Origin of the sequence: Streptoalloteichus hindustanus (genome assembly GCF_900129375.1) — a bacterium.
GTDB lineage: Bacteria > Actinomycetota > Actinomycetes > Mycobacteriales > Pseudonocardiaceae > Streptoalloteichus > Streptoalloteichus hindustanus.
In genome coordinates, this window is record NZ_FQVN01000002.1 from 701822 (window position 1) to 715127 (window position 13306).

Here is a 13306-nt window from a genome sequence, read left to right on the forward strand (position 1 = left end):
CAAAATGAGCACCCGGAATGCAGACGTGATGTTCGGCCCCGGTGCGGCCACAGGGGGTTGTTCGGGGGTCAGGACGTGTCGGTCTTCCCGGTCCGGGGCGAGCGTGGAGCCGCGTCCGGGAGTTCGGCCGTGGCCAGGACTCCCTGCCGGTCGAGCTTCTGCCAGCGCATCCGCACGCCGGCCAGCGCCGTGGTGATGGACTGGAGGAGCACCGCGTACATGAGCTGCCGGTAGACGATCTGTTGCAGCGGGAGCAGCCACAGCAGGCGCAGGCGCTCCCGGTCGAGCCGGAACGCGAACACCCCGCCGACGGTCTGGACGAGCAGCACCCCGGACCAGCCGAGGACGGTCTGCCACGGGCGGAGGAAGAGCAGCCCGTACACCAGGAAGACGTCGACGAGCGGGGCGAGCAGCGGCAGCAGGACCTGGAACACGGCCAGGTGGGGCAGGCCGATCCGGCCGAAGCGACCGGAGGGGCCGGCCTCCAGCACCGCCCGACGGTGCTTCCAGATCGACTGCATCGTGCCGTAGCTCCAGCGGTACCGCTGCCGCCAGAGCTGGCTCCAGGTCGTGGGCGCCTCGGTCCAGGCGCGGGCGCCGTCCTCGTAGACGACGCGCCACCCCCGGCGGCCGACCGCGATGGTGAGGTCCGTGTCCTCGGCGAGGGTGTCGGCGCTGACCCCGCCCACCTGCTCCAGCGCCTCCCGCCGGAAGGCCCCGACCGCGCCGGGAACGGTCGGCATGCAGCCCAGCACGTCGTAGACCCGCCGGTCGATGTTGAAGCCCATCACGTACTCGATGCACTGCCACCGGCCGATCAACCCCCGCTGGTTGGCGACCTTCGCGTTGCCCGAGACCGCTCCGACCGTCGGGTCGGCGAAGGGCTGCGCCAACAGGCGGAGGGTGCTGCGCTCGACGATCGTGTCCCCGTCCACCAGCACGACGATGTCGTGCCGGGCGTGCGCGATGCCGGTGTTGAGCGCGGCAGGCTTGCCCTGGTTGGGCTGCCGCACCACGGTGACCCCGGGTAGCCCGAGGCCCTCGACGATCTCGCCGGTGCCGTCGGTGGACCCGTCGTCCACCACGACCACCTGCGCCGGGTGGTCGCCGCCGACCAGCGACCGGACCACCTCGGCGATGTTCTCCCGCTCGTTGTAGGCGGGCACGACGACCGAGACGGGCCGGGTCACCGGCGGCCCCCAGCGCCAGCCCGGGAGCCGGCGCCGTCGGTGGTGCCGGTGCGCGAGCACGATCATCAGCAGCAGTCGGATGATCACGAGCGCCCCGGTCGCCAGCAGCAGCCAGGCCAGCACCCGCACCAGCGAGGTGGCCACGCCCACCGCGGCGACGACCACCAGCCCCCGGATCCGATCCGAGGGCCGCGCCGGCGGGTTGGCCGAGGGCAGGCCCAACGCGTCGGAAACCGTGGTGAACCGGTAGCCCCTGGCCTTCAGGTCGGGGATCAGGCGGTCCAGGGCGACCACGGTCTGCGCCCGGTCGCCGCCGGCGTCGTGCATCAGCACCACCGCGCCCTGGTCCCGGGGCGGCGTCGCGTGCCGCACGATGGCGTCCGCGTCCTGCGTCGCCCAGTCCCGGCTGTCGACGTCGCTGAGCACCGTGACGAAACCCAACGCTCCGGCCGCGCGCACGGTGCGCATGCCCAGGTCGTCCAGCGAGCTGGGGCCGGACGCGTACGGCGGGCGCATCAGGTAGGTGGTGACCCCGGCGGCGCCGGCCAGGGCGAGCTGGCTGGTGGACAGCTCCTCGCGCAGCCGGGCGTCGGAGCTGGTGCGCAGGTCGGGGTGGGTGAAGGTGTGCACGCCCAGCTCCGAGCCGCTGTCCCTGACCTCGCGGACGAGCCCGGGGTGCCGGGTGGCCAGCGCGCCCACCATCATGAACGTGCCCGGCACGCCGTGCCTGCGCAGGACGGCCAGGACGCGCGGCGTCCACTCCGGGTCGGGGCCGTCGTCGAAGGTCAGCGCCACGGTGCGCGGCGGGGGTGTGAACGAGCGGACCGGGTCGCGCCGGCCGTCGATGATCGGGCCGCCCTCCAGCACCGACCGCGGCACCTGGTCGTGACCGCCGAGGGGTTGGCGGTGGGCGTCCACGCCGACCTCGGAGTGCACCAGGCCGTTGCCGACGAGCAGGCAGGCCAGGAACAGCAGCCCGATCGCGGCGACGAACCAGCCGGGCCGGCGCGGCACCACGAGCCGCCGGGGGATCGGTCGCGGCGGGGCCGCCTTGTCCGGCCGGCGCCGCCGGCTCATCGCGGGAACCCGTGCGGCAATGGAAGATCAGACGGCAGGAACGGGACCGCCCACGTGGGGCGCGTCGGCCGCGGACGGGCCGACGGTGGATTCGCCGGCTGGGTGCTGGTCGACCCCGGCCGCGACGGCGGAGCGGCGGACGGCGGCGCTGTGCTGGCCGGGGCGGGTCGGGAGGGCGCGGCCGGTGGCACCTGCGGCACCGGCAGGCGCGGTGGCAACGGAAGGCGCGGCACGAACGGTGTGCCGGCCGCGATCGGCGGGGCCACCTGGTTGCCCGTCTGGGTGCCCGCCGCAGGACGCGCCGGGGGCGACTGGGGCGGCACAGCCGAGGGGCGAGCGGGCTGTGCCGTGCTGGGCCGCTGCGCCGCGCCGAGCTGGGGCAAGATCATCTGTGCCGGAGGTGGGGCGGGCACGACCAGCACCGGCCGTGCCGGCTCGGGCGCGCGGGGTGGGGCCGGCTCGCTCGCGGCCGCTGGGGCCGGCGGCGCGACGGCGGGCGTCGACGCCAGCTCCGGGGCCGCCGTCGCGCGGAGCGCCTCGACCTGCGCCGGCAACGGCCCCACGCGTGCCGCGAGAGCGGGAGCGGGCGCGGATGAGGGCGAGAGCGTGAGCGCGGGAGCCGCCGGCTCGGCCACCGGGCGAGCGACGGCCCGGGGCAGCTCCTCGGGGCGGGACAGCCCCTCGGCCACCGGCTCGGGCTCGGCTCTCTCCTCCTCAACGGCAGAAGCGCCGGTCTCGTCCGCCTGGTCCACGTCCTCGGGAGCGAACGGCCCCAGCTCCACCCCGGCTCCGGCTCCCCTCGGGAGCGCGACCGGAGGACCGGACAGGGTGCCCACCAGGCTGACCCCGACCGCCGTCAGGAACGACAGGCACAGCCCCGAGGCGAGCGAGGTCGCCCGGGACAGGTGCCGGCGCCGCCGTCCGCTGTCGTCCACGAACACGGGCCCGCCCGACCCTCGGATGATCTTCTTCGCCATGTCCTCAGCACCTCCGGACGCCCGTGCCTCAGCCGGCGCGGGCGAAGGCCCTGGTGAACTCGTAGGGGGACTGCTCGACGCCGCTGCAGTCGGACGCGGCGACGACCCGGCCGGGACAGCGCCCGTTGTCCCTGGCCACGGACCAGAAAGCGAGGTGGCCGACGCCCTGCCGGTCGGCGAAGGCGCGCAGCTCCCGCGCGTCGTCCACCGTGGTCACCGTGCCGTCGTCGTTGCGGCCGATCATCGCGGTCAGGCCCAACCTCCGGTGCACCCGCTCCGGCGGCTGGTCCGGCCAGATCCGCCGCAACTGCTCGACGGTGGCGCGCGCGGCCGCCAGCATCGCGTCGACCTGCGAGCCGTCGCGCGCGACGTTCATGACCATGGCGTTGACCGAGACGTCCAGACCGCGCCGGGCCGCGTCGTCCAGCAACGACAGCGCCCGGGGTTCGAGCCCGTCCCTGGTGACCGGCAGGGTGTAGGTGATCGCCGTGGCCCGCTCGGCGCGCAGGAGGTCGAGCGCGCGGTTGACGCGCTCCACCGGCACGTCCAGCTCGATGTCCAGGTCCAGCCGGTTCCCGCCCACCGCGTCGAGCGCCTGCCGGTAGGCGGCGGCCAGCTCCTCCGGGGTGCCGCAGTGGTTCTCCAGGTACGGCCCGTTCGCGCCGCCGGACGCCACGGTCAGCGCGCCGCCCCGGTCCACCAGCGCGCCGACCTCCCGGAGCAGGCCGGGATCGCGCAACGCCAGCCCGCCGTCCCAGGTCGCCGAGCACCGCTGGTCGTCGGACCGCACGAAGGCCAACGTGAACTCGCGCTGACCGGTGGCGTCCGCGACCTCCAGCAGGTCGGGTCGGGCCGGGGTGATCTCCACGTACGGGGCGAACCGAGGCCGGGGTCGCTGCTCGGGGGCGGGGTCGCCGCTCCTGGCACAGCCCGTCGCGACGCCGCCGAGCAGCAGGACGGCCGCCGCGCGGGACAGGCCGCCCCGACCGTGCCGCGTTCGGCGCTCGCGGCGCGCTCGGCTGGGGCGGCATTCCATCGACGCGTCCCCCCGTGCTCGGTCGGGACCGTGGTCCTGAAGCGCGGTCGTCCGTGCGGGTCCTCGCGGGTCGTCGGTGCGTTGGTCGCGGCTGTCGTCCGTCGTCCGGGATGCGGTCGTCCGTCGGCGAGGCGGGACGACCTGCGGTGACCACCTGACGCGGTGCTCGGCGGCGACCTGCCGGATCGGGCTGACGACGAGCCCCGGGTCGCGGCGCCGCGAGGTGGGCGCACTGCGCGGTGCGGGCACTGGGTGGCGTCCCAGGCGCGGGCCGGGCAGTGCCGGCTGTGCGTGTTCCGCTGCGAAGCCACCGTAGGTCGGGACGCGGTCCGGGGCCAACTCCACCGGCGGATTCCCACCCCGGTCGAGTGATTGTCGCGAGGGTCTGCCCGGTATTTCGGGCGGAGCCTTGACTTTCGGTTGTCGAAGCCCGGGAGGACGGACGCCGGACCTTCCCTCGAAAGCGTGGGTTAGGTCCTCGTCGAGTGATACGGCGTGGAACGGGCTACAGGGCGGGTACGACTACCGCACCGGGGCGAGGACGGCGCAGGTCTCCGGGCCGAGATCGACCCGGCCCCGCTGTCCGTCGTCGGCCGCGCCGGGCCGCGTGACGCCGTTGGTGAGCAGGACCTCAAGCGCCACGTCGGCCACCGGAACCCGCGCGGCGGTCGGGCCGAGGTTGCACGCGAGGTGGACCTCGTCGCCCCGGCCGTCCGTCCGGTGCAGCACCAGCCACCGCGCGTCCTCGTCGACCACCACGCCGAGGCGGTCCAGCCACGGATCGGACAACGCCGGCCGGCTCCGCCGCAGCGCGATCAGCGCCCGGTACCAGGACAACAACTCGCGGTGCCAGCCGCGCTCGGGCTCCGACCAGTCCACTCGGGACCGCTCCACAGTGGATGGTGAGATCGGGTCGGGAACCTCGGCCACGCCCCAACCATGCTCGGCGAACTCCGCACGCCGCCCCCGCCTCACCGCGTCGGCGAGCTCCGGATCGGGGAAGGAGGCGAAGAACTGCCACGGGGTGCTCGCGCCCCATTCCTCACCCATGAACAGCAGCGGGGTGTACGGGGAGCACAGCAGAATCGCGGCTCCACAAGCCAGGAGGCCGGGCGACAGGGTGGCGGAGAGCCGGTCTCCGGTGGCCCGGTTGCCCACTTGGTCGTGGTTCTGGAGAAAGGCCAGGAACCGGTGGCCAGGCAACCTCCGGGTGTCGACGGGGCGTCCGTGCGTGCGACCCCGGAACGACGACCACGTTCCGGCGTGGAAGAAAACCTCGCGCAGTGTTCGCGCCAGCGCGGACAACGAGCCGAAATCGGCGTAGTAGCCCTGCCGCTCGCCGGTGAGCACGGTGTGCAGGCAGTGGTGGACGTCGTCGTTCCACTGCGCGTGCAGCCCGTGGCCGCCGGCCTCCCCGGCCGTGACCAGCGCCGGGTCGTTGAGGTCGGACTCGGCGACCAGGGTCAGCGGCCGGCGCAGGTGCGTGGCCAGCGCGTCGACCTCCGCCGCCAGCTCCGCCAGCAGGGGAGTGGCCCGGCGGTCCACCATCGCGTGCACCGCGTCCAGCCGCAGACCGTCCACGTGGAAGTCCCGCAACCAGCCCAGGGCGTTGTCGATGACGTACCGCCGCACCTCGTCGGAACCGGGGCCGTCCAGGTTCAGCGCCGGCCCCCACGGCGTGTTCCCCGTGAAGTACGGCCCGAACTCGCCCAGGCACGCGCCGGAGGGGCCGAGGTGGTTGTGGACCACGTCCAGCAGCACGGCGAGGCCGCGCGCGTGGCAGGCGTCCACGAAGCGCTTGAACCCGTCCGGTCCGCCGTAGGGTTCGTGCGTCGCGTACCAGAGCACGCCGTCGTAGCCCCAGCCGTGCGGTCCGTCGAAAGCGTTGACCGGCATGACCTCGACGAAGTCGACGCCCAGGGACACGAGGTGGTCCAGGCGGTCGACCGCGGCGTCGAACGTGCCCCGCTCGGTGAAGGTGCCGACGTGCAGTTCGTAGACCACGCCGCCGGCCAGTGCCCTGCCGGTCCACTTCTGGTCGGTCCACGGGAAAACGCTGTGGTCGTAGCGACGCGACGGCGCGTGGACTCCCTCGGGCTGCCACAACGACCGGGGGTCGGGCAGCGGGCTCGTCGCATCGTCGAGCAGGAAGCCGTAGTCGTGGCCGGGCGGGATGTCGCGGGAAGACCGCCACCAGCCCCGTTCGTCACGGCGCATCTCGTGCGTGTCACCGTCGAGCCACAGCGCCACGCGGTCGCGATGGGGAGCCCAGACCGTGATTTCCCCCAGCGGCACGGAAACGCTGCCCAGCGTCGGTGTGTCCGCGTCGACCTGGGTCACGTTTCCTCCCTGAGCAACAACGCCACCGGGTACTGAGCGAGCAGGTCCGCCATCGGGGCAAAGGAATCCGTGACCGGCCGGCGGGTGAGCAGGTTGGTCCACCGGCCGCCACCGGGCAGGGGCAAAACGGTGTCCCGCCATCCGCCCGCCCTCGCCAGCCCCACGGGCAACCGGGTGGCCACCACGACCAGCTCGGCGTGACGCCCCCGCGCGAACGCGAGGCAGTGGTTGGACGCCAGACCCTCTGACCACAGTGGACGGTATCCCTGGAAGCACTCGGCGCGGTTCCGCCGCAGCCGGAGCGCGGTCGCGGTGACGTGCAGCTTGACCGCGCCGGAGCCGTCCACGGGCGGCAGCCACCCGGAGTCCAGGCGGCGCAACAGAATCCGGCGAAGCCCGAAGTCCACCGGCCGGCGGTTGTCCGGGTCCACCAGCGAGAGGTCCCACAGCTCGGTGCCCTGGTAGACGTCCGGCACGCCCGGTCCAACCAACTGCGCGAGCTTCTGGCCCAGCGCGTTGGACCAGCCCGGCTCCCTGATCCGGCCGGCGAAGGCCGCGACCTCGGCCAGCAGGTCCTCGTCGGCGTGGACCGCCTGCGGCCACGCGGCGACCGCCGCGTCGAAGTCGGGGTCCGGATCGGTCCAGCCCGTCCGCAGTTTCGCCTCCCTGGCCGCCTTCGCCAGGTAGGCCCGCAACCGCCCGATCTCGATCGGCCACGCCCCCACCAGGGTCTGCCACGCGAGCAGGTTCAGCGTCGGCTCCGGCAGCGCGCACCGGGCCGACCACTTGCGGACCGCCGCGCCGAACTCGTCGGCCACCTCGGACAGCACCGCCAGCCGCGCCCGCACGTCCTCCGACCGCTTCGTGTCGTGTGTGGACAGGGCGGTCATCGTGGCCGGCCAGCCCGCGGCCCGCGTCGCCGCGCGTCGGTGGAACTCCTCGACGCTGACGCCGAACCGCGCGGGATCACCGCCCACCTCGTTCAGCGCGAGCAGCCGGGGACAGCGGTAGAACGCGGTGTCCTCCACGCCCTTGGCCATCACCATGCCCGAGGTCTGTTGCAGTCGGGTCGCCAGTTCCCCGTCGGGCCGCGCGAGGACCCGGCCGGCCACGGCGTCGATCTCGGCGGACAGGTCCGGTCGTGCGGACCGCGCGGTCGCCACCGCCTCGTCGAAGGCGTCCCGCCCCTCCGGGAGATAGGAGCGGTAGACGGGGAACGACGCCAGCAGCTCGATCACGGCCTGCTCAAGGCGGTTCTGGTCCGGAGCGGGGACCAGCGCCGCGATCCGGCGCACCTCGGCCCGCAGGAGGCGTTCCCCCACCATGCGGCGGCACTCGCGCGCCACCCCGCGCGGGTCCCACGATCCACACTCCACTGTGGACAACTCTGTGAGGGCCGACTCCCCGGCGGGATCGAGGAAAACCCCGCACGTCTCCCGCAGCGCGTCGTACCCGGTGCTCCCGTCGACCGGCCAGGACGCGGGGAGAGACTCGTCAGCGCCGAGAATCTTCTCCACCACCAACCACACCCCGGGCGCGGCCTCCCGTAGCTGCCGCAGGTAACCACCCGGGTCGGCGAGGCCGTCGGGGTGGTCGACGCGGAGGCCGGTGATCCATCCCTCGGTCACCCACCGCAGCACCGCCCGGTGGGTGGCGGCGAACACCTCGGGGTCCTCCACCCGCACGGCCGCCAGCTCGGCGATGTCGAAGAACCGCCGGTAGTTCAGCTCGGTGTTGCCTCGACGCCAGGACACCAGCCGGTAGTGCTGACGTTCGTGCACCGCCTGCGGATCGCCCTCGCCGCTGGCCGGGGCGAGCGGGAAACGCCGGCCGGCGGAGACGAGGCAGTCCTCCTCGACCACCAGCTCGGCCAGCGCCTTCGCGCCGTCGTCACCCTCGTCCGGCAGCACCGGCAGCAACAGAGGCCCGCGATCCCAGTCGATGTCGAAGAACCGCGCGTACGGCGAGTCCGGGCCGTGCCGCAACACGTCCCACCACCAGGGATTGGCCGACGCCTCGGCCACACCCATGTGGTTCGGCACCAGATCCACCACCAGGCCGACGCCGCGCTCCCGCAGCCGGACCGCCAGCTCGCGCAGACCCTCCTCGCCACCCAGCTCGGCGGAAGCGCGCGTCGGGTCGACGACGTCGTAGCCGTGTGTCGAGCCCGGCGCGGCCTGGAGGACGGGCGAGGAGTAGAGCGCCCCGACGCCGAGCGCGGACAGGTAGTCGACCAGGCCGGCCGCGTCGGAGAAGGTGGCCGACGGGCCGAGCTGGAGCCGGTAGGTCGAGGACGGCGGCGCGGTGCGGTGTGCTCCGGACACCGGCTTCACCCTGTCCGTTCCAGCACGACCAGGGTGCGCGGACCGACCGTCAGGACACCGAGGGCCGGAGCCTGCCGCGCCCGGGTCGGGGTGTCGCCGGCGACCACGCCGGTGACCTTCCCGCAGCCGCACCCCAGGACCTCGCCCGACGCCGTGTCCAGCACGACGGTCCACTCGTTGCCGTACTCCACGTCCGGCATCGTGAAGTCGATCGCCCCGTCGTGGGCGTTGAAGCACAGCAGGAACGAGTCGTCGGTGACCCGCCGGCCCAGCCGGTCCAGGTCCGGGATGCCGTCGCCGTTGAGGAAGACCGAGATCGAGCGGCCGAACCCGCACTCCCAGTCCCGCTCGGTCATCTCCTCGCCGCTCGGCGTGAACCACGCGATGTCCCGCAACTCGTCCCCGCGCCGCAGCGGGCGGCCCCGGAAGAACCGACGCCGCCGGAACACCGGGTGGGCGCGCCGCAGCTCGGCCAGCGCCCGGGTGAACTCCAGCAGGTCGGCGTTCTTCTCCGCCAACGACCAGTCCAACCAGGACAGTTCGTTGTCCTGGCAGTACGCGTTGTTGTTGCCGTGCTGCGTCCGGCCGACCTCGTCGCCGTGCAGCAGCATGGGAACGCCCTGCGACAGGAACAGCGTCGCCAGGAGGTTGCGGCGCTGGCGGGCGCGCAGCTCCAGGACGGCCGCGTCGTCGGTCGGTCCCTCGGCCCCGCAGTTCCATGACCGGTTGTCACCGTGCCCGTCGCGGTTGTCCTCCCCGTTGTCCTCGTTGTGCTTCTCGTTGTAGGACACCAGGTCGGTCAGGGTGAACCCGTCGTGCGCCGTGACGAAGTTGACCGACGCGTACGGGCGGCGCCCGTCGTCCTGGTAGAGGTCGGACGAGCCGGTGATGCGGGAGGCGAACTCCGCCATCGTCGCCGGCTCGCCGCGCCAGAAGTCGCGCACCGTGTCCCGGTACTTGCCGTTCCACTCCGTCCACAGTGGAGGGAAGTTGCCGACCTGGTAGCCGCCGGGGCCGACGTCCCACGGCTCCGCGATCAGCTTCACCCTGCTGATCACCGGGTCCTGCTGCACGATGTCGAAGAACGCGCTGAGCCGGTCCACGTCGTAGAACTCCCTGGCCAGCGTCGCGGCCAGGTCGAAGCGGAACCCGTCGACGCGCATCTCGGTCACCCAGTACCGCAACGAGTCCATGATCAGTTGCAGCGTGTGCGGGTGCCGGACGTTGAGCGAGTTGCCGGTCCCGGTGTAGTCCCGGTAGTAGAGCGGGGCGTTCTCCACCAACCGGTAGTACGCCGCGTTGTCGATGCCCCGCAACGACAACGTCGGCCCGAGGTGGTTGCCCTCGGCCGTGTGGTTGTAGACCACGTCGAGGATCACCTCGATGTCGGCCTGGTGCAGGGACCGCACCATCCACTTGAACTCCTGCACCTGCCGGCCCTGCCCCCGGTTGGCCGCATAGCGCTCGTGCGGGGCGAAGTAGCCGATGGTGTTGTAGCCCCAGTAGTTCGTCCGTCCACGTCGGACCAGGTGGTGGTCGTCGACGAAGTGGTGCACCGGCATCAGCTCGACGGCCGTCACGCCGAGCCGGGTGAGGTACTCGATCACCGCCGGGTGGCCCAGCCCGGCGTAGGTCCCGCGCAGCTCCTCCGGCAGGTCCGGGTGCCGCATCGTCAGTCCCCGCACGTGGGCCTCGTAGACCACCGACTCGTTGTACGGCCGGCCCGGCGGCTGGTCGCTGCTCCAGTCGAAGAACGGGTCGACCACCACGGACTTGGGCAGGTAGGGGGCCGAGTCGGCGTCGTTGCGCTCCCCGCCGCCCAGCACGTAGCCGAACAGCGCCTCGTTCCACCGCAGGTCCCCGGTGATCGCCTTCGCGTACGGGTCGAGCAGCAGCTTGTGGGGATTGCACCGCAGCCCGGCCGGCGGATCGTGCGGGCCGTGCACCCGGTAGCCGTAGCGCTGCCCCGGCGTCACCCGGGGCAGGTACGCGTGCCACACGAACCCGTCGACCTCCCGGAGCTCCACCCGGGTCTCCCGGTCGGCCTCGTCGAACAGGCACAGCTCGACCCGGTCGGCCACCTCGGAGAACAACGCGAAGTTCGTGCCGGCGCCGTCGTAGGTCGCGCCCAACGGGCAGGGCGAGCCTGGCCACTGCATCACACCGCACTCGGTACCACACGCGGTGCCGCCAAGCCCGGCGACAACCCGGCGACAACCCGGTGACGAGCCGGAACGCCGCACCGGCGTGGGACCCACCGCCCGTGTCACCCATCCCGGTGCACGAGGTGGCCATCCGGGCGCGTGGCGGCGAGGGAGGCGCCCACTGCTGGCACCATCGGCTGCCGTGGACACCGAGCTCGCCCGGCTCGCCACGGCGCACGGCGTGGCCACCTGGTACGAGAACGACCAACATCAGCGGATCGAGGTCGACGACGACGTCGTCGTCGCGGTTCTGGCGGCGCTCGGCGTGGACGCGGCCGGACCGGCCGCCGTGCGACACGCCCTGCGCGCCGTCGACGCCGCCGCCCAGCGGCACGCTCTGCCGAAGACGATCTCCCACCGCGTGGGGGAGCGCCGGGAGCTGCCGGGGCCGGCGGTGCTGCGGTGCGAGGACGGCACCGAGCGCGGCCTGCCCGACGGCCTGCCGCCCGACCTCCCCCTCGGCTACCACCGGATCGCCCTGGACCGCGACGAGATCACGCTGGTCGTCGCGCCGCCCCGGCTGACCCCGCCGCCGCACGCCTGGGGCTGGAGCCTCCAGCTCTACGCGCTGCGCTCGGCCGGGTCGTGGGGCATGGGCGACCTCGGCGACCTGCGGGACTTCGCCCAGTGGGCCGGCGACGAGCTGGGCGCGGGCCTCGTGCTCTGCAACCCGCTGCACGCCGTCACGCCCATGCACCCGGTGTCCGCGTCCCCGTACTCGCCGTCCAGCCGGCGCTTCACGAACCCGCTCTACCTGCGGGTGACCGACACCGCCGCCTACGTCCGGGCCGACGCCGAGACCCGGCGCGGGATCGACGAGCTGCGGCCGCCGGAGTCGAGCCTGGTCGACTACGACGAGGTGTGGTCAGCCAAGAGCAAGGCGCTGGACCTGCTGTGGCAGCAGGAGGGCCGGGCCGGCGACCCGGACGCGATCCCCGGGCTGTGGGACTTCGCCACGTTCTGCGCCCTCGCCGAGTTCCACGGCCCGGACTGGCGGCGCTGGCCGGCGGCCATGCGCCACCCGGAGGCGGAGGACGTCGCGGCGGCCAGGGTGGCGCTGCGCTCCCGCATCCGGTTCCACGCCTGGTTGCAGCAGCAGTGCGCCGTCCAGCTCGCCGTCGCCCGGCACGCCGCCAGGGCCGCCGGGATGTCGCTGGGCATCGTGCACGACCTCGCCGTCGGCGTGGACCCGGCGGGCGCGGACGCGTGGGCGTGGCAGGACGTCCTGACCAGCGACGTCACGATCGGCGCTCCGCCGGACGCCTTCAGCCAGCACGGCCAGAACTGGCAGCTCCTGCCGTGGCGGCCCGACCGGCTGGCCGAGGTCGGCTACCAGCCCCTGCGCGACCTGTTGCGCGCCACCTTCCTGCACGCCGGCGGCATCCGGCTCGACCACGTGATGGGGTTGTGGCGGATGTGGTGGATCCCGGCCGGCGAGCCGCCGTCCCGGGGCACCTACGTCCAGTACGACGCCGAGGCGATGCTCGCCGTGCTGGCCCTGGAGGCCGAGCGCGCGCAGGCCGTGGTGATCGGCGAGGACCTCGGGACGGTCGAGCCGGCGGTGCGGAACCGCCTGCGGGAACAACAGGTGCTCAGCACGGCGGTGTTGTGGTTCCAGCGGGACGAGGAGGAGCCGGACCGGCCGCTGCTCCCGCCGAAGCGCTGGCCGAAACTGGCCGCGGCCAGCATCACCACGCACGACCTGCCCACCGCCGCCGGTTTCCTGTGGGGCGAGCACGTCCGGACCCGGGCCGAGCTGGGCTTGCTCGACGACCCGGTGGCCGAGGCGACGCGCGCCGAGTTCGAGCGGGCCGAGCTGGTCGAGCTGCTGCGCCGGGAGGGGCTGCTCGACGGCGAGGTGCGCACCGAGGACCTGGTCGCGGCGATGCACGGCCTGCTCGCCCGCACCCCGTGCCGGTTGCTGATCGCCTCACCCGTCGACGTGCTGGGGGAGACCCGGCAGCCGAACGTGCCCGGCACCGTCCACCAGTACCCGAACTGGCGGCTGCCGTTGCCGGCGACGTTGGAGGAGCTGCGGCGACACCCGGCCATGCGGCGGACCGGAGCGCTGTTCTCCGCGTGGTTGAGCCAACACAGCCAGTAGCCCGGACTCCTGTGGACAGTCCGCAGTGGACAGAAAGGCGTTGGCGCGGGGGTG

At 73.4% G+C, this 13306-nt stretch carries 7 protein-coding genes; 1 reads left to right on the forward strand and 6 read right to left on the reverse strand.

The genetic code is table 11. From position 1 onward, the window contains the following. Positions 1-68 precede the first annotated feature (68 nt). The 6 genes from BUE43_RS08530 to glgX all read right to left on the reverse strand — a co-directional run bounded on the left by BUE43_RS08530 (position 69) and on the right by glgX (position 11106). On the reverse strand, positions 69-2267 hold the full coding sequence (locus tag BUE43_RS08530) for a bifunctional polysaccharide deacetylase/glycosyltransferase family 2 protein (protein WP_073480811.1): 2199 nt from the start codon (positions 2265-2267) through the stop codon (positions 69-71). Next, complete coding sequence (locus tag BUE43_RS08535; RefSeq protein WP_073480812.1) at positions 2264-3244, reverse strand: hypothetical protein; 981 nt, start codon at positions 3242-3244, stop codon at positions 2264-2266. The genes BUE43_RS08530 and BUE43_RS08535 overlap by 4 nt, the downstream gene beginning before the upstream one ends. Positions 3245-3272: 28 nt before the next feature. Beyond that, positions 3273-4280 (reverse strand): glycoside hydrolase family 18 protein, encoded by a 1008-nt coding sequence (locus tag BUE43_RS08540; protein WP_073480813.1) that lies wholly within the window; start codon positions 4278-4280, stop codon positions 3273-3275. Positions 4281-4802: 522 nt separating this feature from the next. Further along, positions 4803-6569, reverse strand: coding sequence for a malto-oligosyltrehalose trehalohydrolase (gene treZ / locus BUE43_RS08545; protein ID WP_073481015.1), 1767 nt, complete (start codon positions 6567-6569; stop codon positions 4803-4805). A gap of 47 nt (positions 6570-6616) precedes the next feature. Next, positions 6617-8944, reverse strand: a complete 2328-nt coding sequence (treY, locus tag BUE43_RS08550; protein ID WP_073481016.1) for a malto-oligosyltrehalose synthase — start codon at positions 8942-8944, stop codon at positions 6617-6619. A gap of 5 nt (positions 8945-8949) precedes the next feature. Continuing rightward, a complete protein-coding gene (gene glgX, locus BUE43_RS08555) occupies positions 8950-11106 on the reverse strand; it encodes a glycogen debranching protein GlgX (RefSeq protein ID WP_143174028.1) in 2157 nt (718 codons plus the stop codon). Positions 11107-11290: 184 nt separating this feature from the next. Between glgX and malQ the strand changes: the two genes are divergently transcribed. Then, entirely contained in the window at positions 11291-13252 is a 1962-nt protein-coding gene (malQ, locus tag BUE43_RS08560) for a 4-alpha-glucanotransferase (RefSeq protein WP_234995604.1), read from the forward strand. Positions 13253-13306: the final 54 nt, after the last annotated feature.

Bases quoted from the DNA above. Each gene is read 5' to 3' on its own strand.
- BUE43_RS08535 (WP_073480812.1), bottom strand. From the start codon at position 3,244: ATGGCGAAGAAGATCATCCGAGGGTCGGGCGGGCCCGTGTTCGTGGAC.
- BUE43_RS08540 (WP_073480813.1), bottom strand. From the start codon at position 4,280: ATGGAATGCCGCCCCAGCCGAGCGCGCCGCGAGCGCCGAACGCGGCAC.
- BUE43_RS08530 (WP_073480811.1), bottom strand. From the start codon at position 2,267: ATGAGCCGGCGGCGCCGGCCGGACAAGGCGGCCCCGCCGCGACCGATC.